Annotated in this window: 19 protein-coding genes; 8 read left to right on the top strand and 11 right to left on the bottom strand. The window is 40.6% G+C overall.

Features of this window, described 5'->3' with window-relative positions; all coding sequences use genetic code 11:
* Positions 1-65 precede the first annotated feature (65 nt).
* Together KK487_RS17865 and KK487_RS17860 are read left to right on the top strand one after the other, a co-directional pair.
* The gene (locus KK487_RS17865; protein ID WP_013463014.1) at positions 66-2,459 is read left to right on the top strand and encodes a TonB-dependent siderophore receptor; all 2,394 of its coding nucleotides are present in this window, start codon (positions 66-68) and stop codon (positions 2,457-2,459) included.
* Between the two features lie 125 nt (positions 2,460-2,584).
* A complete protein-coding gene (locus KK487_RS17860) occupies positions 2,585-3,529 on the top strand; it encodes a carbohydrate kinase family protein (RefSeq protein WP_016900592.1) in 945 nt (314 codons plus the stop codon).
* A gap of 198 nt (positions 3,530-3,727) precedes the next feature.
* Here the strand turns inward: KK487_RS17860 and KK487_RS17855 are convergent, their stop codons facing one another.
* The 3 genes from KK487_RS17855 to KK487_RS17845 form a co-directional block, all read right to left on the bottom strand.
* Positions 3,728-4,129 carry a SpoIIAA family protein gene (locus KK487_RS17855; RefSeq protein WP_013463012.1) on the bottom strand — a complete coding sequence of 134 codons (402 nt, stop codon included), beginning with the start codon at positions 4,127-4,129 and terminating at the stop codon, positions 3,728-3,730.
* Between the two features lie 120 nt (positions 4,130-4,249).
* A complete protein-coding gene (locus KK487_RS17850) occupies positions 4,250-4,942 on the bottom strand; it encodes a cupin domain-containing protein (protein ID WP_016900121.1) in 693 nt (230 codons plus the stop codon).
* Between the two features lie 14 nt (positions 4,943-4,956).
* Complete coding sequence (locus KK487_RS17845) at positions 4,957-5,577, bottom strand: glutathione S-transferase (protein ID WP_016900120.1); 621 nt, start codon at positions 5,575-5,577, stop codon at positions 4,957-4,959.
* A 178-nt stretch (positions 5,578-5,755) separates the two neighbouring features.
* Here KK487_RS17845 and KK487_RS17840 point away from each other — a divergent pair, with 178 nt between their 5' ends.
* On the top strand, positions 5,756-6,274 hold the full coding sequence (locus KK487_RS17840; protein ID WP_013463009.1) for a TetR/AcrR family transcriptional regulator: 519 nt from the start codon (positions 5,756-5,758) through the stop codon (positions 6,272-6,274).
* A 72-nt stretch (positions 6,275-6,346) separates the two neighbouring features.
* Here KK487_RS17840 and KK487_RS17835 read toward each other — a convergent pair whose 3' ends face one another.
* Entirely contained in the window at positions 6,347-7,810 is a 1,464-nt protein-coding gene (locus KK487_RS17835) for a carbon starvation CstA family protein (protein WP_013463008.1), read from the bottom strand.
* A gap of 349 nt (positions 7,811-8,159) precedes the next feature.
* Between KK487_RS17835 and KK487_RS17830 the strand changes: the two genes are divergently transcribed.
* Positions 8,160-8,642 carry a putative 4-hydroxy-4-methyl-2-oxoglutarate aldolase gene (locus tag KK487_RS17830; RefSeq protein ID WP_013463007.1) on the top strand — a complete coding sequence of 161 codons (483 nt, stop codon included), beginning with the start codon at positions 8,160-8,162 and terminating at the stop codon, positions 8,640-8,642.
* 79 nt (positions 8,643-8,721) lie between these two features.
* Here KK487_RS17830 and KK487_RS17825 read toward each other — a convergent pair whose 3' ends face one another.
* The 4 genes from KK487_RS17825 to KK487_RS17810 all read right to left on the bottom strand — a co-directional run bounded on the left by KK487_RS17825 (position 8,722) and on the right by KK487_RS17810 (position 18,996).
* The gene (locus KK487_RS17825; protein WP_215522185.1) at positions 8,722-11,352 is read right to left on the bottom strand and encodes a glycosyl hydrolase family 18 protein; all 2,631 of its coding nucleotides are present in this window, start codon (positions 11,350-11,352) and stop codon (positions 8,722-8,724) included.
* A 73-nt stretch (positions 11,353-11,425) separates the two neighbouring features.
* Positions 11,426-13,021: a lytic polysaccharide monooxygenase gene (locus tag KK487_RS17820; RefSeq protein ID WP_215522184.1), complete on the bottom strand. Its 1,596-nt coding sequence runs from the start codon at positions 13,019-13,021 to the stop codon at positions 11,426-11,428.
* Between the two features lie 67 nt (positions 13,022-13,088).
* Complete coding sequence (locus KK487_RS17815; RefSeq protein WP_215522183.1) at positions 13,089-16,259, bottom strand: glycosyl hydrolase family 18 protein; 3,171 nt, start codon at positions 16,257-16,259, stop codon at positions 13,089-13,091.
* 229 nt (positions 16,260-16,488) lie between these two features.
* Positions 16,489-18,996: a S8 family serine peptidase gene (locus KK487_RS17810; RefSeq protein ID WP_215522182.1), complete on the bottom strand. Its 2,508-nt coding sequence runs from the start codon at positions 18,994-18,996 to the stop codon at positions 16,489-16,491.
* 570 nt (positions 18,997-19,566) lie between these two features.
* Here KK487_RS17810 and KK487_RS17805 point away from each other — a divergent pair.
* Genes KK487_RS17805 through KK487_RS17790 form a run of 4 tightly spaced genes read left to right on the top strand, consistent with a single transcriptional unit; the run spans position 19,567 to position 22,698 of the window.
* Complete coding sequence (locus tag KK487_RS17805) at positions 19,567-21,075, top strand: curlin (protein WP_215522181.1); 1,509 nt, start codon at positions 19,567-19,569, stop codon at positions 21,073-21,075.
* 41 nt (positions 21,076-21,116) lie between these two features.
* Complete coding sequence (locus KK487_RS17800; protein WP_016900116.1) at positions 21,117-21,509, top strand: curli production assembly/transport protein CsgE; 393 nt, start codon at positions 21,117-21,119, stop codon at positions 21,507-21,509.
* Positions 21,503-21,925, top strand: a complete 423-nt coding sequence (locus KK487_RS17795; RefSeq protein ID WP_016900115.1) for a curli assembly protein CsgF — start codon at positions 21,503-21,505, stop codon at positions 21,923-21,925. The genes KK487_RS17800 and KK487_RS17795 overlap by 7 nt, the downstream gene beginning before the upstream one ends.
* Positions 21,925-22,698, top strand: a complete 774-nt coding sequence (locus KK487_RS17790) for a CsgG/HfaB family protein (protein WP_024602690.1) — start codon at positions 21,925-21,927, stop codon at positions 22,696-22,698. Before KK487_RS17795 ends, KK487_RS17790 begins: the two co-directional genes overlap by 1 nt.
* A gap of 52 nt (positions 22,699-22,750) precedes the next feature.
* Here the strand turns inward: KK487_RS17790 and KK487_RS17785 are convergent, their stop codons facing one another.
* From KK487_RS17785 to KK487_RS17775, 3 genes are all read right to left on the bottom strand, one after another.
* Positions 22,751-23,440, bottom strand: coding sequence for a response regulator transcription factor (locus KK487_RS17785; protein WP_013462996.1), 690 nt, complete (start codon positions 23,438-23,440; stop codon positions 22,751-22,753).
* Positions 23,441-23,543: 103 nt separating this feature from the next.
* A complete protein-coding gene (gene treF / locus KK487_RS17780) occupies positions 23,544-25,040 on the bottom strand; it encodes an alpha,alpha-trehalase TreF (RefSeq protein WP_215522180.1) in 1,497 nt (498 codons plus the stop codon).
* A 15-nt stretch (positions 25,041-25,055) separates the two neighbouring features.
* Complete coding sequence (locus KK487_RS17775; RefSeq protein WP_215522179.1) at positions 25,056-26,294, bottom strand: MFS transporter; 1,239 nt, start codon at positions 26,292-26,294, stop codon at positions 25,056-25,058.
* Between the last annotated feature and the right edge of the window lie 29 nt (positions 26,295-26,323).

Genomic DNA, 26,323 nt, shown 5'->3' with positions numbered 1-26,323 from the left:
ATTTTTACTTAATCGATTAAGTAAAAATAACAAACCCCTTCGGGCTCACAAAGCGAGGCGTTCACATGACAACACACAACACACCTTTATATTTAATGAGTGCTTTAGCGCTGGCTGTAAGCCAAGGCGTTTATGCACAACAAGAAGAGCAAAACACACAAGCGCAAGCTAACAAAGGTCTTGAGACTATCGTTGTAACCGGTGTACCACGTCGTACAACCATTATGGCATCAAGCTCATCAGTGAGCAGTTTATCGCTTGCTCAAGTTGAAGTATCTACACCGCGTTCAACTGCTGAAGCGTTTAGAATTATTCCGGGCGTACGCTCAGAATCAACCGGCGGTGAAGGTAACGCAAACATTGCTGTACGCGGCTTACCTGTGGCCTCTGGTGGTGCTAAGTTTTTACAATTACAAGAAGACGGTTTACCCGTTATGCAATACGGTGATATTGCTTTTGGTAACGCTGATATATTTATGCGCCTAGATAATACCGTACAAACTATCGAATCAATTCGTGGTGGTTCGGCCTCGACTGCAGCAAGTAATGCACCGGGTGGCATAATTAACTTTATATCTAAAAATGGTGAAAACGAATCAGGCAGTGTTTCTACAACACTGGGCCTTGATTACGACACTATTCGTACAGACTTTGAATACGGCACTTACCTTAGTGATAGCGTACGTTTTCATGTAGGTGGTTTTGTGCGCCAAGGTGAAGGCCCGCGTGAAACAGGTTACACATCAAATAAAGGTGGGCAAATTAAAGCCAACCTTACCAAAGACTTTGAAAACGGTTACGTGCGTCTTTATTACAAACATTTAGATGACAAAAGCGTGGGTTACTTACCAATGCCAATGTATGCAAATGGTGACTCAATCCCAGGGTTTGACGCACAATCAGATACCCCGCATTCAGCATTATTTACTAAAACAGTGCGTTTAAATGGCGAAAATCAAATTAGTAGCGGCGATATTCGCGATGGCATGAACCCGCAAGTTGACTCAGTGGGTTTTGAAGCTGTATTTGACTTAGATAACGATTGGCGTATTGAAAACCGTTTTCGTAAATCCTCTGTTAGCGGTAACTTTAATTCACTTATTCCTGCTGAAGTAGGCAGCGCGACTGCTATTGCACAAAGTATTGGCGGCGCAGGTGCAACGCTTAGTAATGCCAATACCGGAGCTGCATTTAATGACGATTTAGCTATGCGTATTCATACGTTTGACGTCACAATGAACGACTTTGACTCTATTGTAAACGACTTCAAACTGACTAAATCACTAAGCGATGATACAAGTGTTACGTTTGGTTACTATGCTTCAACACAAAATATTGCTATGTCATGGTTATGGAACTCTTACCTAATGGAGCTTAAGGGCGATAATGCGGCGCTACTAAATGTAACAGCTGCCGATGGTACAGCGTTTTCTGAAAATGGTTTATATGCATACGGAACGCCTTTTTGGGGTAACTGCTGTCAGCGTGATTACGATACAGAATACGATACCCGCGCCCCGTACGTTTCATTTTCAACAAAAGTGGGTGATGTAAGTATTGACGCAAGTGCTCGTTACGATAGTGGTGAAGCACGCGGTAATTACGCAGGTGCAGTAACCTCTACAGTTGATATGAATCGCGATGGAGTGATTTCAGTTCCTGAACAAAATGTAGCAGGCATTGATACCGCAAATGCTAGCCCAGTAAATTACGATTGGGATTATGCATCCTATTCAATTGGGGCTAACTACCAAATAGATTCAAGCCTTGCGACATTTGCACGATTGAGTAAAGGTGGCCGCGCAAATGCTGACCGACTTTTATTTGGTAAAGTACGCGCTGACGGTTCGGTTGCTGATGAAGATGCCGTTGATGAAGTAAACCAGTATGAATTTGGGGTTAAAAAACGTTTTGATTCACTTTCAGTTTTCGCAACAGCGTTTTATGCAGAAACAGAAGAGCAAAACTTTGAAGCAACATCGCAAACCTTTTTTGACCGTGAATACGAAGCAAAAGGGATTGAAATTGAATCAACTTACTTCATCGATGCATGGGATTTTCGTGGTAACTTAACATGGACAGATGCAGAAATTGCTAAGGATGCACTTACCCCTGAAGTGGTAGGTAATACGCCACGCCGCCAAGCTGATTTAATCTACTCTTTAATGGCTCGTTATAGCTTTGATAAAGGTGCTGCCGGTGTGAACTTTATTGGTACTACTGATGCTTACGCTCAAGACAACAACGACCTTAAATTTGACGGTTACACTCAAGTAAATGGCTTTGTAAGTTACGATTTATCTGAAAACCTTAATATTGCACTTAATGTAAATAACTTATTCGATACGGTAGGTATTACAGAAGCTGAAGAAGGCTCAATTCCAGATAATAACATTATTCGCGCCCGTACTATTAATGGCCGCACAACATCAATAACGCTTAAATACGCGTTTAACTAACCATTTTTAGTGTAACAAACGCTGAAGCTATGTTTTTCAGCGATTGTTACACTAACTTTAATTAGTTTTAATAATTCTCCCTTGAATTTTGACCTAGCTCTGCTGGGTTTTTTAGGATTTACACTATGACCAAATTACTTAGCCTCGGCGAGCTACTTATTGATATGCTGCCACAAGATTCTCAAAACAGTGCTTATTTGCCCATTGCAGGAGGTGCCCCTGCCAATGTAGCGGTAGGTTATGCAAAGTTAGGCGGCAAGGCTGCTTTTTGTGGCGGTATGGGTGATGACTACTTTGCTAAACAATTAAGTAAATCGCTTGCGCAATATAAAGTAAGTACAGAGTACTTATTTACGATTAAAGACTCTCAAACGGCCGTGGTTATTGTGAGTTTAGATGAAACCGGTGAACGCAGCTTTAATTTTTATCGCCACAATACCGCCGATTTACTGTTAACGAGTGATCACTTAAGCCATATTAAATGGGATGAATTGAGTACCCTACACTTTTGTTCCAACACGTTAACCAATCCAGCCATTGCAAACACCACCGTGTGTGCTTTAAAGCTGGCTAAAAACAACCATAAACTCGTTAGCTTTGATGTAAATTTACGCTATAGCTTGTGGCAAAATAGCAATGACATTGAACACAATGTACATGCGTGTTATGCGTATTGCGACATTGTTAAGCTATCGCGTGATGAGCTGAACTTTTTAGCTGAGCAAACACAGCAATCACCTGATGATTACTTACAGTCTATTTTAAATATAGGTGTAAAATTGGTATTTTTAACCGATGGCCCTGCACCGGCAATGGTTTACCATAAAGGGTTTATATTAAATGAATCGGCGCCAATCATTAATGCTGTGGATACAACCAGTGCCGGTGATGCGTTTATTGCAGGCGTGTTATATTATTTAAATCACACCGATGAAAATAGCTCGCTCATCGAAAAAATTAATAATGAGCACCTAGTAAAACACGCTTTAAGTTTTGGTTTGCGTTGTGGCTCTAAAGCCTGCTTAGCCAAGGGGGCATTTCCCGCATTACCTACACTTCAAGAGGTGTAATACCAATCCGCAATAATACTTAATCATTTTACGAGGCTAAACGTGTCGCTATCTGCGTTAAAAAATTCTCATTTAGAACAACTAAATAGCAAATTTTTTGCCTAGCTATCAACACGTTTTTCCAGCCTCAAAATAGATCACTTAATTAAACGAATTGGTATAAATACTTTAAAAATAAAGGCCGATTATGGCCTTTATTTAAGCATCCGCTTCTTCATCATTACTTTTTAACCATTCTAAAGCCGCAGTGGCGTTCTCAAAATATTGAATTTCACCTGATACAAACCAACTGCCTAATTTAGCGATGGTTGATTGCCAGTCTTTGTTGCCGTATATGGCTATTTTTTTAAATTCTTTGTTATGCTTTAAGCCAAGTTTTAAATCATCCCATGCAGCTCTAAGTTCCCAGCCATCAAGCTCAGTACCATCTATGAGTACATTAACAATAGGATGTTTAACTTCACCAAGCGCAGAGTCAATCATCGGCGTGATCACCTCATAATCTTTATGAGTGAGTGTACCTATAGCTTTTAAGGTTAAAAAAAACTCGCAACCAGAGCGCTCAATACCAATAGATAAGCCGTGTGTTAAATTTACCATAACCCGAACTCCACAATAATATGAGCATCAAGTATAGGTGATAGCTTATTAACCAATAGTGAAGTAGATCAAAAAACAGGCACATCACTTTTATTGTGCCCATTTTAATTAAATGCTGAATTATGCATTTTTAAGCCGTGCTATTTGGTTTTCAACATCTGTTAAATGACCGATTTTAAGCCACACTCTGGCTCCTTCACTGCCTGCTGTTGCTTTAATTTCGCTGTTAGGCGGCACTCTTAACCAGCTGTGCTGTACTAATGTATCGCCTTGCTCTTCAAGCGAGCCTTCAAGAACTAAAAGCTCGCCCCCACCTGAGGCGTTTAACCATATTTCACTGTTAGGTGCAAATGCAAAAATACTCACCTCTTCAAAGGCATCTTTATAAAGAGAAACTACATTTACATTACTAAACTCAGGGTGAGGAACACTGCACATGGTATTAGTTTGCAAGCGAACATGCTCTCTATCCTCTGGCTGAAACTGCCATAATTTCACAAATATAACGCACCCGTTTTCAGAGCTTGGTGTATGTTTTGACTCAGGCGGATTGCGAATATAAGAGCCCTTGGGGAAATCACCATGTTCATCTTGAAAAACACCTTCAAGCACAATAAATTCTTCACCGCCGGTATGTGTATGGGCAGAAAAATGGCTGTTTGGCGCATATCGTACAATGCTGGTTGCGCGTGCAACCTCATTGCCTACTCTATCAAGTGGACGCCTATCAACACCCGCCATCGGTGAGGCTATCCATTCTAACGATTCGCTATGTACAACAACACGTTCGCTAAAATCAGCTGCAATTTTCATATTTGACTCCATATCTAAACAGCAATGCTTGGACGTTGAGCGACCTTTTCTTGCCATGCTATTAAATGTGATAGCTCACTAGGAATAGCTATTTTTGCAAAGCCTGCAAACACCAGACCGGCGTACAAAGTAATATCTGCAACACTGAAATTCTCACCAGCAACATAAGCAGAGTTGGCTAACACTGTATTAAAATAAACAAAGCCTTGGCGCGCTTTTTCACCTTGCTTTTCTCCCCAAGCAACATTTTGATAGGTTTCAAGCGCTGGGCCTAAACCATCCGTTGCATGATGAAAGTAAGTGGCTACAGCATCAAGTACCATTGATTCCGCACGTTTTTGCATCATATTAATCACCGCGCGCTCTTTTGCCTCAACACCGGTTAATGAAGGGCCTGCAAAAGCGGTATCAATATATTCAGTAATTGCGGTGCATTCTGCTATGAACGTTCCATCATCTAGCTCTAAAACAGGTACGCCTGCTAAGGGGTTTTTAGCTAAAAAAGCCTCAGTACGGTGCTCACCATTTAATAAATCAACAGCAACAAATTCTACTTTATCAGTCGCCTTTTTTTCAGCAAGCGCAATACGTACACGTAATGGATTAGGAAAGTTTTCTACATCATAAATTTTCATAATTATCTCTTTATATTTTTAATCACAGTTTGAGCTAATACTGGCAAGAATAAATTACCTACCTACTGGTAGGTAATTTATATTAAGATCTCGACCTTTGCAAACTAAAAATAAAAGAGCTTGAAAATAACTACCTACTGGTTGATAATTTTTTGCAGCGATATGAAGGAAGTTTAAAATGACAAAAAAAGCAGCCCTGTTAAAAGCAGCAGAAAACAAAGTTAGACTTGGTGGCTATAGCAATTTTAGCTTTAGAGAGTTGGCCAATGAAATTGGTATTAAAAGTGCCAGTGTGCATTATCACTTTCCAACTAAAGCTGATTTAGGTGCAGAGCTTGCGCATCAATATACCGATGCCTTTATCGCTGTACTTGGTGAACCAGAGGCACACAAAGCAAACGGTAAAAACCCTATTGATATTTACACTCAGTTATTTAGAAATGCACTCGTGATTGATAAAAAAATGTGTTTATGTGGCTTGCTCGGCGCAGAAAGCGACAGCCTACCTGATAAAGTGCGGGTTGAAGTTCAGCGGTTTTTTAATAAAAATTTAGCCTGGTTAACCCAAGCACACGCTGCGAATGGTGAAAAAAACCCTGCTCGCGCGGCAATACAAACAGTGAGCTTATTAGAGGGGGCGATGATGATTAGTAAAACCCTAGATGATATCAGCTACTTCGAACAAGCCACTTTTTAGCGATTAGTCATCAAGTATAAAAAAAGCGAGCCTTTATAAGGCTCGCTTTTACATTTTTAAGATTACGATTTATTAAGCCGTACGCACTTTATGCTTTGAATGCACAACAGCTAATACAATAAACCCTATAACAGCCACCGCTGCACCAATCGGTTTACCTAAATCACTTGATAAGTTTAACCCTATTGCCGCGGTCATTATGTATGACAAGGTCACTGCTGTAGCGATTACTGCTGGTATACTAGTGATCCAGTGGAATGTACCACGGTCAAATAAGTACTTGGTCGCAAGCCACAACACACTGGTAGAAAGCAGCATATTTGAGAATGCGAAGTAGCGCCAAATCACAGAGAAATCGAGCTTAGTCATAAAGTAAGCAATGGTTAAAATAGGGATTGCTAGTAATAAACGATTACGTAAACTTTGCGGAATACTAAACGCATCAACCACGGTCAAGCGCAGTGAACGAAACGCCGTATCGCCTGAGGTAATAGGGAAAACAGCAACAGCAATAATTGCCATAATACCGCCAAATACACCTAAGTAGCTGTTTGCAATATGGTTAACTACCAAACCTGGGCCACCAAGATCAAGCATAGCTTTTAAACCCGCATAGCCTTCTGGGAATGCAGCAATACCAGCAAGTGCCCAAACACAACCTACAATGCCTTCACACATCATCGCACCATAATAAACTGGGCGTACGTATTTTTCGTTGGTTAAACAACGAGCAATAATAGGTGCTTGCGTTGAGTGAAAACCACTAATAGCACCACAGGTAATGGTTATAAATAGCAGCGGCCAAGTGGGCAGTCCATCAGGATTTGGTGCTAAGAAGTCATGAGCGTGATCGGCCTCAAAGTATGCTAAAAAGTCGCCCGCTACTGGTAAATGCGGTGCGTTTATTAGCAGTGATACCGCAATAGCTACTGTCATCACAATCATTAACAAACCAAAAATAGGGTAAAACTTAGTGATGATTTTATCAATGGGTAATAACGTGGCTAAAAAGTAGTAAGCTAAAATAGCCAAAACCCAAAAGGTATTATTTGCAAATATTGTATCCTTAAATATATCAAGGTTACTTAATAATCCTGCCGGGCTCATAATAAATACAACACCAACAAAAAATAGTAGCATCGCAGTAAAAATAAGCATAAAGCCTTTAAATACAACGTTGTAGTAGTGCCCTGCTATTTCCGGTAAGCTTTTCCCGTCTTCTTTTATACTCATTACTCCTGAGAAAAAGTCGTGTACAGCGCCACCCAAAACATTACCAAGCACAATCCATACAAGCGCAACCGGACCATATAATGCACCCAATATTGGGCCAAATATGGGGCCTACGCCTGCTATATTTAAAAATTGAATCAAAAATGCACGAACAGGGTGAATTGCAACGTAATCAACACCTTCGCTAAAGCGTTTTTGTGGTGTGTCGACCGTTGAATCCATGCCCGCTTGCTTTTCAACAAACGGGCTATAAAACTTATAGCCTAATATTAAAATAGTTAGGCAAATAAAAAAGATGATCATAAAGCACGCTTCTCTTTTTGTATGTGTGTATAGGGCCAAGTATTGCAGCCCAAATTTTAAAATAACAATTGAACGTAGCATATGAAAAAGCACGCAACAATGAGACGTTTGGCTAATGCTCTGGCAAAATCAAATTTATTTAAAAAAATAAAACTAAGTAACAACATAAGTTACTTATAAAAAAACGTTAAAAAACGTTAAAAGTGCTTATATTGCGACTAAAATCTATACGCCAATTTACAACAATAGCTACACCTGAATGATTAATTAGCCTACGATAAACATTATTACTACTTTTAATGTACTGCCGTTGGCCTACGTGGCTTTATAAAAAACAAGGATGCCCTCAATGACACAGTTTACTACGCCCGATTTATACGATGAACATCGCGACCATGTGCAAGTCGCTGACAGTGGCTTGCAACACTTTGGTAATAAAACTCTCTTTTATGGTCAAGTAGTGACTGTCACCTGCCCAGACGATAACTCGTTTGCTGGCAACATATTACATGAAAATGGTGAAGGCAAAGTGTTGGTTGTGGATGGCTTTGCTAGTAAGCGTTTTGCCTTCATTGGCGATATGATTGCAGAGCGAGCCCTAAAAAATGGCTGGCAAGGCATTATTATTAATGGTTGCTGCCGCGATATTGAAATTCTTGCCACACTTGATTTACCTGTGATGGCGCTAGGCGCTACGCCGCGCTGCACCACTAAGCGCGGTTTAGGTGCCAAAGATCACCCGGTTAATATGTTAAACACCACAATTAATACCGGTGATTGGGTGTATGCTGATGTCAATGGATTAATTATTAGTAATAAAGCCTTGTTTTGAAAAATCAAAGTGACTGTTCGCGATAAAAAAAAGCAGCTCGAAAGCTGCTTTTTATAAAATCAAACAATAAGGTTTTACATTAAAGTGCTAACCATACATCGGTTGAACCAGGCTCGTTCCCTTGAGTCCACCACTTAGCTTGGTACTTGTTGCCCTGATAAGAGACTTCATCACCGCTGTTATAAATAGCCGATGACTGCCAAATTGCAGCACCCGTATCATCTGTAGGCTGTGTTGTTGCCTCCCACGCACCGCCTAAATCAGGACGCTCACCTTGAGTCCACCATTTTGCTTTATATTCAACGCCGTTATAAGTGACGACATCGCCACCAACGTATGCAACACTCGCATCCCAATCTCCTGTTGGTGGAGTGGTAGTATCACCATTTGTCACTGTTACGCTAAAGCTTTGTGTTGTAGTTAATTCGCCATCACTGACTGCAACTGAAACAGTGAAGTTTGTATCTGTATCTACAGCGCCTGCCTCAATGCTCACATTTGCACCGCTGCCCACTAACGTTAAGCCTACTGGTACTGTCCACGTATATGTAAGCGCATCGTTTTGTGCATCGTTTGCAACTACAGCAACACTTGCTGATGCGCCTTCGTCAACACTAACATTAGCAATTGCATTAACACTCGGTGCTGTATTTTCGCCGCCTGATGTTGGCGCAATAACATTAACAACAACATCACGATTTACTGTTGCTTGACCATCTGATACTGCAACGGTTGCAACATACTGTGTATCTGCAGTTACTGTTGGCGCATTAATAACCAGTGATGATGTATTTTGTCCAGATACTACTAGCGCGCTATCAGCACTCCAGCTAAAGCTCAGTGGATCGTTATCTGCATCGGTTGCAGAAGCCGTTACTGTGATGCTCTCGCCTGAATTAACAGACACAGATGAAGACACTGAAACAACCGGTTTTTTATTACTTGGCGGCGCAACTACGCCCCCTAAGCCATCATGCATTGCATTTAGAATGTCACCATTGTCAGCATCAATTTCCCATGCAAATAAACCGCCTAAGTTATGCTGATTAACATACGCACCTTTGGCCAGCACAGACTTACGGCTATCATAGGTGATCAGTTTACCAGTTGAGCGATTCCATACATAAGCGGCTTGTGCTTGCTCATCATAACCCACTTCAAAACCATTAATACCGGTGCCTGCCGCACCAATCATATTGGCTTTAACGCCCTTGTAATCAATAACTCCATCTTCCCATACACCTTGTGCCGTGGAGCCTTTTAATGGGCCATTACCAGGGGCGGTCATTGGGTTACCATCAATCGCGGCATTTTGCGGGTAAACACCTTCCCAACCACGACCATACATAGCTGTGCCCACGACGATTTTTTTCGATGGTACATTTTGCGCAAGTAACAGCTGCACAGCATTATCTGTGGTATAAGCAGGGCCTTTACGAGGTTCGCCATTTTCATCAAGCCCGGTACCATTACATTGACCAACACTCATGTGTTCGCCACAGTAAAGTGCTGTTTGGTGTCCGGTTACGTTACTCCATGCGCCATAAAAGTCATAGGTCATGGCAAAAATGTAATCCATGTACTGGCTTGCGGCTTGATAATCTACATCTTCAATTTTATCGTAACCTGCACCTATGGCTGAGGTTAACTCGTAAGTACGACCCGTTTCTGCTTCAAGTTTATCAAGCATAGCGCGTAGTTCTTGCATTAATGCAACATAGGCTGGGCCATCGTTAATTGGATCGCCAATATCAGGATTGGGGCCGTCACCACCTGGGAATTCCCAGTCAATATCAACACCATCGTAAAACTTCCAGGTTCTTAAAAACTCTTCCATTGAGGCAACAAAGGTGTCGCGGTTTGCTTTATTAGTAAAACCACCAAATGGGTCTGATAACGTCCAACCACCTACAGATGGTAAAATTTTAATATCGGGGTAACGCTGTTTTAGTGCCATTAACTGCGAGTAAGTACCACGAATGGGATCTTTAGCATCAACCCCTGGCAATGCTTTTTGTACTGCGGCCCATGGGTCGTGAATAACCACTTCGTAATCTGCAGAGCCCGCACAGGCTGTTTCCAGTGCGCGCTTAGGACCGCCAGTTAACGACGCATTTTCACCACAAATTGGAATGAAGCCATACAAAATATGACTCAGGTTTTGTGCTGGCATATTCGTTACATCGTAATCACGGCCATAGATCCCCCACTCAACAAAGTAAGCGCCCGTCACTAAATCTTGCTTAACGCCAATATCACGGTTATTTGGGTCAACATCCATAGGTAATGGTGCTAAATGTCCGCCGTCAGTGTCAGCAATTACAATTGGCTTACCCGCACTTCTCGCACAAGTCGTGCCGCCTTCACATAGCTCAACATACATTATATGGCGGCCTGCTTTATCATAAGGGAATGAAATAGTGCCACTTTTAGAACCAGCAGCAAGCGTGCCCTCATTCACTAGCATGTCATCAAAGTACACTTTATAGCTATCGCCGCCATCACCGCTCCACGCACTCCATTCAATGTTGATATTAACTTGCTCAACACGGGTAACCAGCTGTTTGTAAGAGCCGTTTCCCTCAAGGTCTACCTCAACAAACGAATATTGCTGTGGCTCCCAATTAATACTTGGTGTAGAAGGCGCTGCCGATACAGAACCGGCAAATAGTGCAACACCCATAGCTGCGGTTAATTGTTTAATATTCATATTTCTCTCTTATCTATTTTTAATGTGATTATTTTGGTTTAATAAGTTTGAACTACAAAACTTAGGCTTTTAGTTACAGTGTTTTCCATACATTGGCTTGTCCTGGCGTATCGCCTTGAGTCCACCAATTAGCGCGATAGCGCTGTCCTTGATAGATTATTTCTGCGCCCGCTTGATAGGCTTTGTTAATACTCCATGCTGCTGGATTAGGACCCTCCTCAACAAGCTCCCACGCACTTGAACTATCGGGCTGCTGACCTTGATTCCACCATTTAGCTAAGTAAACACGCTCTTGAAAACTCACTTTATCTGTTGCTTGATAAACCTCAGTAGTGCTCCAAGGCGCTATAACAGGATCATTGATAACGCTGTCATTAACGGTGACAACAAACTCGGTTTGGGTCGTTAATTGGCCATCAGAAACAGATACCACAACGGTATAATCTGTAGGTGTTGAAACTTCAGATGAAATTAAGTTGATATTGGCATCGCTACCGGTAAAACTCAGTGGTGCCGGTACTGACCAAGTATAAATTAACGCATTTTGCTCATCATCAAACGCATGTAAATGCACAGTCGTGGTGGTGTTTTCATCAACTACTAGGTTTTCTGGCTTACTAACAATAGGCGCTGTGTTATCAGGGGTGCCCAGCACGCTTAATGTATAGGTGTAATTTGGATTGCTGCCATAGACTTGGTTTGTTAGTACATCAGCGCTGTTAAATACAATATCACCAATTTGATTTTGCACACCAATCTGCACTAAATGCGCATAATCAAGGTTGAGTTGTGACGCCAACACTTGTTGCCAATTTGCTTGATTATCGGCATTGATTTTAAGTTGTTGATTAATCACCTCTTGGCCAGATTCATCAAATAAGCGAGCCCATATAGTGTCGCCTGCAATGGCATTTTGCCCTTGACGTACAAAGTACCCAAGGCTTGCCCACGCATTCGGATTGGTTGGAGCAGCGTCGTTTACAATATTTATATCACTACAGTTATAAAAGCCTTCACCCACAACATCGTTTCGTTGCCAGCGGCTGTACAAAATGGCATCACCGTTGCGTCCTTGTGGAATAGCCACACTCATTTGATAATAACGCTCACCATCGGTGTCTTTAATCACGTCAACATTTTGATACTCCTGAACTAGCTCTAAGTCTTGCCAGGTCAATACATCAGTAGCGGCATTAAAAGTTGGCTTAGTTAAGTAAAACTGCCAAAAGCTGGGATTATGTGGCGTTGATGCAAGGTAACGAACTTGAATTTCACCATTAGCATTGGGCACTACGTCACTACGTTGCCAATGTGGTGATGGTAAATCCATACCGCGTTTGGCTGTATCGCCACCAGCACATAAAGTGCCGTTTGGTACACTGGCCTCAACTGCAGTTTGATTTAAATAGTCAGGAGTATTAACAGAAAATTCAATCGCTTGCACAAACTGCACCGTGCCGGATTCTAGATATGCTGATCGACAAGCAAGGTTAGGAATATTTGTGCCATCTTCTGGCCACCAGTATCCGCCATCATCTTGGCAAAATGCTTGGCGTGCTTTAGGACTATCCATATAACCATGTGCTTGTACTTGCGGTGCTAGCATACTCAGTAGCAAGCCACCTGCGATTGCAGATAGCGATAGTGTGTTAAGTTTAATTGATGCCATTATTTTATCCTTTCTAAGACTCAATACATGGGGCAAGCTCAGGCCTACCCCTCATTGTTTTTGAAAATTACAGGCTACAACTTAGGGTCCAATCAGCCGTTACACCCGGCTCAGACGTTGTCCACCACTTGGCTTTGTATATCGCGTTGTTATGAGACATTAAGTCACCTGCTGCGGCATGGCTTGGGTTGCCCGCCCAGTCAGTTTGAGGGAAGTTTGGATAAACAGGTATCGAGGCTATATCAACTCCTTCACACGTACCTGCAGGGTCACCGCCACCGTTATCTGGATTGCCCGTGCCATCACCCGGTGTTGCATCTGGTAGCATTGGGTATTCAGCTTTGAATGCGTAAGTTTTTCCATCTTTTTCAATGGTAAAGTTGCTAGGCCCAGTGATTGGCATGTAGTACATCACTTGTGCATTCACAGTTGCACCAGCGCTAAAGTCTTTTGGTTGACCGCCCCATTCATTGTTCAGTGTGATTGAGAAACGGTGGAACTCGTTCTCAAAACCGCCAATATTATTACCCGCTGCGTTCGAGCCATTTACTTCTACTGCCATGCCCAGTTTTTCTTGTGCATTCCAGTTGGATTTAAAAATAGCGGAGGTTGATACCGGTACATCAAATGAAATTTTTGCACCGCTTAAATCAAGGCTTGAGTTATTGGTAAACGCAAATGTTGGGCTGATTGGGTAGTTATCATCACCGACAGGGAAGTCTTTGGCTTCAAATGTGATATCTACAGCTTCAGCAGGCACTGTAAAGTTTGGATTTCCGCCATGTACATCATATGCAACACCGCTTTGATTAAACTTATCGTATGCAAGTGAAGTAAGCGTTGACCCCATGAAGTACTCGCCTTTTGCTGAGTCGTAATCAAAATCACCAGCAAGCTCCCAGAACATGATACCGCCAAGGCCGTTGTTAATAACATAATCAACTTTAGAGGCCATCGACTCTTCATCTTCTATCGACAGAAATACTTTTTTATCGGCATTCCAAAGCCAAGGTGCGACGGCAACACTGTCGTAATAACGTGTGTAAGAACCTGTTAAGCGATCGTCAGCATCGGTATCGGGGGTTAAGCCATACACTTCGAGGTAAGAGCCAACAATACCATTTTCGAGATTTTTAGCGTGCCATAAAGGATTTGAACCGGCGGGCATTTCTTGACCTGCGTCGTTCTTATCGTGCCAAAGGTTATCAATACCTAATGCACCATTACCACACTTGTTCTTTTCACCAACCCCTGTACCTGTGGCACAATCAGCTTGGTTTGGTAAAGCCGATTGACCCCATAGACCATTAGTTCCGCCCGACACATCTTTAAAACCTCGAGTATAATAAGGAATACCGATATTGATTCGACCGGCAGCCATTGCCCCTCGGAAATAACGAACCGCCCAATCGGTGTTTAAGTAACCAATCCCTTCAAATTCTTTAGTGCCGTAGACGTTCCATTGTGTCAGTTCTGAGTCTAAACCGGTGTCAAATAAGGCAGCATTGTGCCCTACATGTGAGTTCCATGCGCCATGTAAGTCGTAAGACATAATGTTTACATAATCCAGATATTTAACCGCTTGAAAGGTTTCCATACCTCGTAATAAATAACCAGAAGATGGAGACGCAATAGTGAGTAAATAGTGCTTACCTGCTGCTTCACCTGCACGGTCTAGCTCTTCACGTACTTTTTTCATTAGCACTTGGTATGAGGCATTCAATCCTGCACGGCGCGCGTTGGATATAGGAAAATCATCGGGGTGACCTGAGTCGTTCATTGAAGATGGGTATTCATAATCAATATCAACGCCGTCAAATCCATATTTTTCAATAAACTCAACGGTGCTTTTTGCAAATGCATTAATACCTTCATAATTGACTGAGCCATCAGCATGGGTGGTCATGGTATAAAAGCCACCACTTTCAACGCGGCCGGTTTCATCAAAATACCCCCCCGTTTCAGCCCAGCCACCTACCGATACCAAGGTTTTAACGTGTGGGTGTTGTTTTTTGTATTTATTTAAAAGATTAAAGTGTCCTTTGTATGCAAACTCAGGATCCATTTCAGCGCCAATAACGCCTGGCCATTCCATGTTTGTAGCAGGATTATTTGCTGAATTAGGATCGCCAATAGATACTTTATTATTGGCATCAACATGCGCAAAGGCATAATTAATATGAGTAATTTTATCCCATGGAATATCATTAACTAGATAACTTGGTTGGTCATTAGCACCATTTCGCCAACTAGTAAAATAACCAATAACACGACGCGGGTGGTCAGCTCCCATAACTTCACGACCATCAGCATCATACACAGTACAATAAGGCGTATTAACACCGGGGGTTTGATATAACCCTTGTGGTTGACAATCAGTTACACCACTGCCAGGGGTTGCAGAGTCAACAACATTTAGGGTTTTTGTGGTTTGTGCTGTAGCCCCTTCGTTATCAGTCACTGTAAGTGTAAAGCTGGCTTGCCCAATAGCTGTAGCCTGCCATGTATACTGACTAGTTGCTGATGTCGCTTGATGAGTATCATCACCATTTATAGCAAAATTAAGCGCGGTGATCTCACCATCGCTATCACTACCTGAAAGCTCAAACACAACTTGTGAACCCACAATTAGCTGTTCAGGTAAGGTACTCAATGAAATTGATGCAACGGGTACTTGATTAACAGGGTTAGTAACGTCATCTGCAACTGTTAAGGTATTGATGATTTGTAATGACTGCGCACCTTGATCATCCGTTGCAATTGCACTTATTTGATGAGAACCCGCCACAGCTTGCCAATCAACGCTGTAAGGTGATGAAGTATCTGCAGCTAGAAAAATACCATCAACAAAAAACTCAACGGTGGTTACCTCTCCATCGTTATCAATTGCTTGCGCCGATATGACAACGCTGTCTTTATCGGTTAGTTGAAAACCGTCTGCAGGCATTAACTCGGTAATTACTGGAATTTCATTATCAATGACAGCGTTGTCACATACACCCAAAATTTTCCAATCTTTATAATCACCAGCATTCTCCACTGGATTGGCTTGCGTCCACCAGCTAGCTTCATACGCTGTGCTTTGCGCTTGCACTTGATCTCCAGCAACGTGTGTCTGGCCTGTTTGCCACTGTTCTAACGCACTGCAATCAATAGACGCGTGTACATTTAAACTAAGAAAACTTAACGATAAAGCACTTAGATTAAAGGCATTTGTTATTATTTTACGTGAGCTCATTGGCTCCTCCATTAGCGATGTTTATACTCATTATTTTTTACCTTTCAGGTACAAACTTAACATGGATATCGTAAATATCAAGAAAATAATGCACAAATAACAAACAAAATAAATACAAAATAGTTACATTATAAAATTAACTAATTATTTATTACTATAAAATTAAGAAGGGATATTCCATAAAAAAGCCCAGCATTGCTGGGCTTTGAATGTCTAAGGGGTAAACGTTTTATTCAGAAAATGAAACCGTAATAATATTCGAACATACGTTTTCAGATACGCATAACTGATAGTCGTATGCCGGTAATGTTGCGTTACGCACATAATCACGGTAACGGCCATTATCTGATACGGTATCTACTAGTTCGCCATTTCGGTATAGGCTAAGTGACTCAGCCCCTACTTCTGCCCAGTTTAACTCAACACGCATAGTATCAAGACGTGACTTGTTAGCGCGTTTTAAGCTCAATTCAATTTCAACATCACTAACAACCACTGTTTGAGTGAATGTATCTGAGTTATTTTCACTATCCGTTACGGTTAATTCAACCTCATAACTTCCTGACTGAGCGTAAACATGTGTAGGATTTGGGTTTGTTGATGTTGAACCATCACCAAAGTTCCAGCTCCACTGTGAAATGTCATCATTTACATCACGACTTGTATCTACAAATGTAGCAGTTAAACCTTGTGCTGAAACACTAAAGCCAGCTTGTGGTGGTTGTGGGCTTACCTCACCAATAGCGCTAAATGTAAGTGACCAACCATTGATATTACCCGTATCTGCACCAGCTGTATCTTCAACATGAAGTGTCCAATCTCCGGTTGCCACTTCAGAATTAAATACGCTTGATGTAAATGACTTAACAATATCGTCTGCACTGCCACCTTCATTGCTTTGTAAAGTTACTTCTGTACCTTGCGCTGAAATAAGCGTAAGTACTAAGTCACCAGACCAAGTATGCGTAATATCTACATCAGCAGTGGTGCCAAAAATAGTTAAATCATCAGCAACCGTAATAACCGAGCTTGCGCCCTCTGGAGAATTATCTGGAATAGCGATGTTTTCATCACTGCTGTAAGTAAAGTCATTTAAACCAGCAGGTTGAAGCATTAAGCTAACAGTTTGTTCTTTAACTTGCTCGTCTGATGTTGCGGTAACAGTAAAGTCGTAATTTCCCCACTGAGTATCGCTGTTAGTTGCAACTGTTAGAACAACTTCATCGCCCGGACGAGCGGTAGTTGCGCTTAGTGATGCATCGGTAAGATCTGAAGCTAAAGCCAGTGAAACGTCACCTTCCCATTGTGCAATTGAGCCAATCGTAAAGGTATAAGAAACCGTATCACCTACAGTCGCTTGCTGAGAAACCGGCGATACAGATAATTTAAAGCCTGGAGTTGGATCAGCATCAATTAGTGCTTGGTTAACATTTAGGCGTGTACCTGCAACCGTTTTACCATTTAATGCCGCATTAGCATCACCACTAGACATAAGTAATTCCTTAAGCTCTAGTGTTGTTAAATCAGGATTAACTGAAAGTACAAGTGCAGCAGCACCAGCTACATGCGGTGTTGCCATAGATGTACCTGAATAAGTAGCATAGCTATTACCAGGAACGGTCGACAAAATACCTGAGCCAGGTGCGCCCATATCAACACTTGTTAGGCCCCATTGAGAAAAGCTAGACATATTATCTCTGCTATCAGTACTTGCTATCGATAATACGTTGTCGTTTTCATAATTAGATGGGTAGTGTGGATTTTGATCGTTATCAACCGCATCGTTACCCGCAGCAGCAACAAATAAAATATCAGCTTGCTCACTAGCCGTAATCGCATCAGCTAACGCTTGGCTAAAACCACCGCCGCCCCAGCTATTATTTAACACACGCAGATTAACACCCGCATTTTTAAGGCCAACCATGTAATCGATACACTTAATAGCACCAGAGGTAGAACCTGTACCATCTGCGGCTAAAAACTTACAACCAACAATAGAAACATCATGGTTTACACCAACAACACCAACACCATTGTTACCACTGGCACCGATTGTACCCGATACGTGTGTACCATGGCCTTCGTCATCCATCGGGTCGCCAGCATCAGTAATCGCATTAATACCGTGAACGTCATCAATGTAACCGTTTCCGTCATTATCGATACCATCACCGGCAATTTCACCGCTGTTTACCCACGCGTTCGCAGCTAGATCAGGGTGGCTATAATCTACACCCGTATCAATAACACCTACTACAACATCACGGCTACCAGTAGAGATTGACCATGCTTCTGGTGCATCAATATCGGCATCAGCCGTGCCACCAGTTTGGCCTTCGTTGTTTAAGCCCCATAAATCATCAAAACGAGGGTCATTAGTTGCACTTGCAATGCTCACTCGGTAATCAGGCTCAACATACTCAATCGCTTGATGCGATTTTAAGCGCTCAATTGCTTCTTTAGCACTCATTCCTGATATTTTAAATTTTGCGAGGCGGCCAGAAAATAACGAGGTGAAGTTATCATCAATTTCATCGTTATTTAGATCAGATATTTTGGCTTTTACTAACGAACGAGCTTGCTTACGCATTTCCGGCGAAGCATTCTTTTTATACTTAACAATAATCGAGTCACTGCTCGCAGTTACTTTTTGAGTTGTACTGTTAACATCAGGCAATTTAGCCGCAGCTAAACAAGGTAAAAGTGCAAGTGTAATAATAGATAATTTTGTTTTCATTGTTCTATCCGTAATTAAGTTAACTTAGCTTTACTAAGCGAAATATTTACGTTTATGAATTTAAGTAATCACGTGGCAAGCATTAAGAAAACGGGTAATCAGTCACTAACTCAAGTAAAAAAAGCAAAATCAGGAACAAAACCATTATTTTTAACTAGAAATACAGTAAAAAAAACATTAATAGCAGCCATTTTAATGAATTAAATAACTTATTTTTAACATAGTGTTAACTCATTATTTTTTACTGGTTTTTGATGTAAATAAATAGAAAATACAAATTAAAGGAGTAAGTAATTGAAATTTATAGATTTAAATTACCATTAAAAAAGGTGATTCAAAATGAACTCATTGAAGAATACAGTGACTGAGCAGTTATGAATTAGTGAATGGCAAACCACCTTACCAAGTACTAATGACCAAACCCTAGTTCATATTTAAAACAGCATTTTACGTTTAAGAATAAAAAGCTAATCACACATTATGGCAGCACGGCATGCTGCAACGAAAATACCTTTTTAAAACTTAATAAATAATCAAGGTATTTTATTTTATCTTTCAAGGAGAATAATAATGAAATTGAATAAATCACTTTTAAGCTGTGCAATTGCAATTGCAATGGGCGCCAGCTTTACAGCAAACGCAAACACAGAAACAAAAGCAGGTTCAACTTCTGAGCTTGCAGCTAAAGTATCTGTAAGTAGCATTGAGAATGCTGTCACAGTTAAGCAATCATTTTCTGACAACACGGCATTAGTCTCTCAAGATGGCGATGGCAATATTGCACTAGCTACTGAAATCGGTAACAACAACGATGTTAAAATAGCTCAATTACAAAATGGTAATTACGCCGAAGTTGAAACAACAGGTGATAACAACCAACAAACTTATGCACAAGATGGTGTTGCTAATGGTTTCATTACGCGCATAACGGGTGATAACAACGGCGTTTATGTTTCTCAATTCGGCCAAGGGTTATTTCAAAACAATGAAGCAATCAATATTATCACTGGTAGCGACAATAATATTGACGTTGAACAAGGAAATGGCGGTCACTGGTTTTACAACATGGACATGAGAGGTAATGGTAACGAAATTATTTCATCTCAGTCTGGTATGTGGCAAGAATTTGAAGTACTTAGCTTATCAGGAGATGAAAACATTATTGAAATTGAACAAACAGACACCTGGAATGAATTTAAAATAGGCTCATTACGCGGTAACGAAAATGAGATTGACGTTAGCCAAGATGGTTCACGTAACATCATTACATTTACTGATATTGCTGGTGATGACAACGAAATAGCTATTGAACAAAGCAGCGGTGATAACAATACCATTACTTTTGCAGCCGTTACTGGTAATGATAATGAAATAAAACTAGACCAAGAAGGTTCGAATAATGCTATTGAGTCTGGTCTTTTTGACGGTTCATTCAATGAAGTAACAGTTAATCAAATTGGTGATGAAAACCTTGCGACTACTGAGCTAATGGGCGATAACAATGAGCTTACAGCAATGCAAGTTGGTAACACTAATGAAGCATACATGGGTGTGATTGGTTCAAATAATGAATTTACAGTAACCCAGGTTAGTGATTTTAACTCGGTTCATTTAGCTAACTTTAATGGTAGCGGTAACGATGTTGATCTTAGCCAATCAGGTGGCGATGAAAACGCAATTTTAGTGCAGTCTTCATACCCTGATGTTTCTCTCACTTCAAACGATAACGATATTGATGTTAATCAAGTCGGTAATCAAAACGAGGCGATTGTTACACTAGCGGGTATCCTTGATAGTAACGCAAACCAAATTGATATTGCTCAAAATGGTGATATTAACGTTATTGACTTAATGGTAGAAGGCAGTAATCACTCTATTGATATTGCACAGCAAGGCGAAGGTAACTGGGTAGGTGGAACTGGAGATTCAGCGTTTTTATTAGGCGGTGAAAACGTTTCATTCTCTGTTACTCAAACCGGTAACTACAACACTGTTGAAGGTAACGTAATTGGCTTTAACAGTACATTCTCTGTCACTCAACTTGGTGATGGTAATACAGCAACAATTACACAAATGTAATTGATGAGACGGGGAGAGTAACCCTCTCCCTTATTTTAACTATGAAAAATAAACAATATATCTATCTTTTTATACTTTTAACTTTTTTTACTCCTTTGAGTAATGCCAGTGCTGATTTAGAAATCGATGGATTATTACTAAACAAAAGTATTAGTCGCTTTGGGTATCAATTTTACAGTGAATTTTCAAATTATTGGCGTGAACTGCCTTCAACAGCTGGCTTTAATGTAGAAATAAAAGAAACGGTTATACCCCGTGCTGGTACTAAATTAGTTTTAATAATGAATCATAAGATTATTTATGCAACCCATTTGGGACGAAAGTTAGAGCCTTTGGACGAGCGAGTAGAGCAAGCAGTGCACTCTGTAATGGACGCCATGGCGCGATCGAATATGCAAACAGCGAGTCCTGATATGGCATTGAATGGATGGTAACAATGAAAAAAATAGCATTAACAATAATAACAACTTTAAGCTTTTCAGTCTCCGCAACTGAAATTATTTATACCCCTATTAACCCGAGTTTTGGTGGCAACCCTCTCAATGCCAATATGCTGCTTAGTAAGGCACAAGCACAAAATAAACATAAAGCGCCGGTTGTCGAAAAAGGGTATGCAGAGCAGTTTCAAGATTCATTAGAGCGGACATACTTAAATCGAATGGTGAGAGAAATCACCGACATGGCTTTTGGGGAAAATATTGAAGACAGTGTTTTTAATCAAGACTCTATTTTTATGAGTGGTGATTATCAAATAGAAGTGATCACCAGTACAACCGACACTATCACGGTTAGAATAACAAATGTAATTGATGACTCGGTTGTGGTTATCGAAGTACCGAGGTTTGGATAATGTATAAATTAATAATAATAACAATCGCTCTTTCTCTTAGTGGTTGCTCTACTATGGGTAATTTAATCCCTCCGTCAAAACAAAGTGCGGTAACGTTAGAGCCAACAGATGTCTTTTCTGATTTAAAAAGCTTACCTAAACCTGCGGGCAGCATTCCAGTCTCGGTTTATTCATTTCGCGATCAAACCGGTCAATATAAGCCACAAACTAATGTTAGCTCATTTTCAACGGCCGTCACTCAAGGTGCAAACTCTATTCTAGTGCAAGCATTACATGAGTCTGACTGGTTTACGCCGGTTGAACGTGAGGGTCTACAAAATATTTTAACAGAGAGAAAAATAATTAGAGCGGCACAAGCGACTAACCCTAATCAAGGCGAGCTACCGCCGTTAACCACTGCGAAAATCATTTTAGAAGGCGGTATAATTAGTTACGACACCAATGTAAAAACGGGTGGCTTAGGAATGGAATATTTTGGTATTGGCGCATCAGAGCTATATCGTGAAGATGCAATATCAATCTATTTACGTGCCGTAGATGTAAGAACTGGCCAGGTATTGTTATCAGTAGCCACCAGCAAAAAAGTATTGAGCCAAGAAATGCGAGCAGGTTTTTTTAGGTATGTTAGCTATAAACGTCTGGCGGAAGCTGAGGCGGGCTTTAGTGATAATGAACCAATGAGTATTTGCGTAACGCAAGCAATAGAAAAAGCGCTTACAGATCTTATCACCAAAGGTATTGATAAAGGCTTATGGGCTAAACAGGCAACTTAACCTACTCTTGCAGATGGCCACAACGTCATTGATGTGGCCAAACAAATAACGATTAGCTCTCAACGGGTAATAATACTGAAATATATCTTTGCGCCCAATTGGCCAATTCAACTCTATTACGCGAATTAGTTTTTTTAAATGCGCTATAAAGGTGAGTTTTAACAGTATGGTCGCTAATATTTAGTTTGTCCGCTATTTTATTATTACTCGCTCCTTGTGCAATTAAATGAATAACCGATTTTTCTCGTTTAGTTAAATGCTTATAGTCAGCTTCATTTAACGTGATATCTTCGCTTAAGGAGCTAAACGAAGAGGCCACACTTAGAATATCATTAAAGGCCTTAGAGATTACTTTACGAGTAAACCAAAGCTCACCAGTAGAAATTCTTACTAAGCCTTTAAATATATCTTCTGCTGCTGCCGATTTATAAAATACCCCATTAAAATGATTGAGTAATAAGTTTTTTTCACATACTTGCTCTAGTTCTACATTAAAAAGCACAACTTTATACTGTTTAGCCAAACAAATTAAATCTGCTGGGATCAAGTCCTGCCAATCATTTTGAGATCCATCAATTAGAAAAATGTCATAAGCACCACGCTGATCAATATGTGGGATAGTACTGTCCATTTTTATATCACCAAAAATGGCTTGAAGTGTTCTTAAAATAACTGTGTAGTTTTGAGAATGGAAAGACGATTGAAGCGTTGTCTTAATAAAAGCCGAGCTTTTTTGCAACATATAACTCATCCTTGAAACATTAGATTTACAACAATTGTCACATTACCTAAATTAACTACAAAACACAATACTCTTTTGGTATAAGACAATGAGTTTAGTTACCCTATAAAAGTGTATAAAAGCGTGATGTAACACCGTTAGTCCAACCAAATCCTTGTTGTACTTGATATTCACCCCCGCTGGCTTTTTTTTGCGGTGTGCATACGTTATATTTTTCGAGCAAGCATTTATTTTCAATAAAATCTTGTTCTACCATTGTTAGCCAGTTTTTCATTATGCGTGTAGCTAATTGATCAATACCATAATTACGCAAGCCTTTTACCGCAAACCATTGTAATGGAGCCCAGCCATTCGGGCTGTCCCATTGCTGTGGAGTATCAACAACCGTTGTTACAATACCACCTACTTTTAAAAACTGCTCGCTCAATACGTTTGCAACCAGTTCAGCTTGCTGTTGCGAGGCTAAATTAACAAAAAGCGGGGTACTTGCCGCTGCACTTAAAATAGCAGACGGCTTAGATAGCTTATGATTATAATCAACAAAAAAACGCTTCTCATTACTCCAAAGATATTGATTAATAAGCGACTTTCTTTTTACAGCATAGCTGCTGTACGTTTGTGATTGTTGCTCATTACCAAGCAATTTAAAGCATTCACTAAGCTGATTTTCTAAATTGTACAGTAGGCAATTTAAATCTATGGGTACAATATCTGTCGTTTGAATTGAGCTTAGTAAGTTTGACTCGGCTAACCAGCGCGAGCTAAAGTCCCACCCAGATTCGCACGCAGCACGAATATTACGATAAAACTCAGATTTTTTATCATCACTAAATCCTGATGCAAGCGCTAAGTCTTCTCTTAATGACTCTGCGCGAGGAGCCGCCTCATCATCCCAATAGCGATTTAATACCCCACCACATGGCATTGTTACCACGCGTTTTACACTTGTTTGCGTATCACTGAGTGTATCTGCTCCTTGCATCCAAAATGCGTGCTCTTTTCTTAAAGCTTCAACACACAATTTAAGCCAAGCTAAATTATGTGTTTTACTGTGAGCGTGCTGCCATAAAAGCTCAACCATCAGCGCTAAAATAGGCGGTTGTGAACGCGATAAATAATAACTGCGGTTACCATTTGGAATGCAGCCGTAATCGTTAATTAAGTCTATGAAGTTTTGTAGCATGTCTTCTACTACATCACTTTTATCTGCATCAATTAAACCCAGCGCAGTAAAGTAACTATCCCAATAATAAATTTCTTGAAAACGTCCACCAGGTACAATATAGCTGTGCTTTAAAGCGAGTAAAGAATTAGCTTTGGGTGTATCGGCTTCACGTCGAAGGCCGCTCCACAGTGAGTTTATGTAGCCTTTTACACTTGTGGTATTTGCAGCCCCTTTCATTGTTAATAAAGGCGTTGTTATAAAATGCGCATCAACAAAGTCTCTTAATTGAGTTTTATCAAGGGGTGCTATTTGCTTATACTGTTTACAGGCACTTTGCCAATCAACACGCGCGGTTGCATCAGCAAACGTTTTACAGTCGCTAAATATGTGCTGTGTTTGTACATCTTTAAATAATTGGCTATTAAAAAAACTCATAACTGTCCTAATCTATTAACTATTGACTGCGTGTTGTGAAATGGCATGGGTGCGTTTTTTAAAAATAATCACGCTAATAAAAATTAAACTAATGGGCACAAGTGAAAGATAAAAAGCATGCTGGCCACTAAAGTGCTCAAATACATACCCGGTTATCACCGACCCTGTGGTGCCACCAAGTGCTGAAAACACAACGATTAACCCTGTCATTGCAGCATGTTGATGCTTTTGAAGCGCACTGAGCATGACTGAATTGAGTACCGGATAAATGGGCGCCATAAAAAAGCCAATTAATGGCAAAACAAACGCCGCCAGAGGCGCATCAAATAAACTATTCACCTCGCTTTTAGGTAAGTTTTCCGTTAGTGGTAAGGTAATAATGATCAACGCAGCCATAGCAACTAAACAACAGCTAAGTACTACAAACCAATGAATATGCTTTAATACTTGGCCCGCCACTAAGCGCCCTAAAGCAAGAGCTGCGGCAAAAATACTCGCTAGTTGAATACTAATGGCTACTGGTAATTGCAAAACTTGATTATTAAATGTAGGCAACCAAGTCCCTACCCCTTGCTCGATTAACACATACAAAAATGCACTAATAATAAAAATCAGCACTAACGGTTGATAGGTAAGTTTGAGCATAGCAATAAAGTCATTCCAACCAGAGTTGCTTTTTTGACCCTTAATAGCAGGTTTTATTGGTGCTATTACGACACTGATAATCACCAAAAGCGTAAGCGCTGCTAATACGTAATAAACGTTCAACCAGGCATTGCTATCAACAGGGTCTATAAATGCGGTGAATACCCAATAGCCACTTAATACACCCACCATAAAAATGCCTTCTATGGTGTTCAGTAATGATGAGTGACTATTTGCATCCTCAGTCACTTGGCCAATAATTGAATAAACCGACACCTTTACGACCGCAAAACCACAACCCACAGCAGCAAATAACACTTTAAACATGTAAAAGTCACTTATTACAGCCGTACTCAAACACGCTATAGCGACAACTATCAGTGCTAGCAGCATTGCAAGCTTGTAGCCTAAACGTGGTATAAATGAAGCAACAACAAATGACATTATTGCAATAGATAAGTCTTTAAACCCCTCTAAAACCGAGGCTTCGGTTTTGCTTACTCCTAATGTGTTTATAGCCTGCAAAATAACAGTGCCTACGCTATTTAATAATATTGCGAAAATAAAATAGCTTGCAGCAATTGCCAGTGTGATTTTTATTTTACTCATTGCGTGCCTCGTTTATAGCGACATACGCC

This window comes from Pseudoalteromonas sp. SiA1 (genome assembly GCF_018732205.1).
Lineage (GTDB): Bacteria > Pseudomonadota > Gammaproteobacteria > Enterobacterales > Alteromonadaceae > Pseudoalteromonas > Pseudoalteromonas tetraodonis.
The sequence above is the reverse complement of the archived record's forward strand: the minus strand, read 5'-3'. Positions and strand labels throughout refer to the sequence as shown.

Bases quoted from the DNA above. Each gene is read 5' to 3' on its own strand.
- KK487_RS17865 (WP_013463014.1), top strand. From the start codon at position 66: ATGACAACACACAACACACCTTTATATTTAATGAGTGCTTTAGCGCTG.
- KK487_RS17860 (WP_016900592.1), top strand. From the start codon at position 2,585: ATGACCAAATTACTTAGCCTCGGCGAGCTACTTATTGATATGCTGCCA.
- KK487_RS17855 (WP_013463012.1), bottom strand. From the start codon at position 4,129: ATGGTAAATTTAACACACGGCTTATCTATTGGTATTGAGCGCTCTGGT.
- KK487_RS17850 (WP_016900121.1), bottom strand. From the start codon at position 4,942: ATGAAAATTGCAGCTGATTTTAGCGAACGTGTTGTTGTACATAGCGAA.
- KK487_RS17845 (WP_016900120.1), bottom strand. From the start codon at position 5,577: ATGAAAATTTATGATGTAGAAAACTTTCCTAATCCATTACGTGTACGT.
- KK487_RS17840 (WP_013463009.1), top strand. From the start codon at position 5,756: ATGACAAAAAAAGCAGCCCTGTTAAAAGCAGCAGAAAACAAAGTTAGA.
- KK487_RS17835 (WP_013463008.1), bottom strand. From the start codon at position 7,810: ATGATCATCTTTTTTATTTGCCTAACTATTTTAATATTAGGCTATAAG.
- KK487_RS17830 (WP_013463007.1), top strand. From the start codon at position 8,160: ATGACACAGTTTACTACGCCCGATTTATACGATGAACATCGCGACCAT.
- KK487_RS17825 (WP_215522185.1), bottom strand. From the start codon at position 11,352: ATGAATATTAAACAATTAACCGCAGCTATGGGTGTTGCACTATTTGCC.
- KK487_RS17820 (WP_215522184.1), bottom strand. From the start codon at position 13,021: ATGGCATCAATTAAACTTAACACACTATCGCTATCTGCAATCGCAGGT.
- KK487_RS17815 (WP_215522183.1), bottom strand. From the start codon at position 16,259: ATGAGCTCACGTAAAATAATAACAAATGCCTTTAATCTAAGTGCTTTA.
- KK487_RS17810 (WP_215522182.1), bottom strand. From the start codon at position 18,996: ATGAAAACAAAATTATCTATTATTACACTTGCACTTTTACCTTGTTTA.
- KK487_RS17805 (WP_215522181.1), top strand. From the start codon at position 19,567: ATGAAATTGAATAAATCACTTTTAAGCTGTGCAATTGCAATTGCAATG.
- KK487_RS17800 (WP_016900116.1), top strand. From the start codon at position 21,117: ATGAAAAATAAACAATATATCTATCTTTTTATACTTTTAACTTTTTTT.
- KK487_RS17795 (WP_016900115.1), top strand. From the start codon at position 21,503: ATGGTAACAATGAAAAAAATAGCATTAACAATAATAACAACTTTAAGC.
- KK487_RS17790 (WP_024602690.1), top strand. From the start codon at position 21,925: ATGTATAAATTAATAATAATAACAATCGCTCTTTCTCTTAGTGGTTGC.
- KK487_RS17785 (WP_013462996.1), bottom strand. From the start codon at position 23,440: ATGTTGCAAAAAAGCTCGGCTTTTATTAAGACAACGCTTCAATCGTCT.
- treF (WP_215522180.1), bottom strand. From the start codon at position 25,040: ATGAGTTTTTTTAATAGCCAATTATTTAAAGATGTACAAACACAGCAC.
- KK487_RS17775 (WP_215522179.1), bottom strand. From the start codon at position 26,294: ATGAGTAAAATAAAAATCACACTGGCAATTGCTGCAAGCTATTTTATT.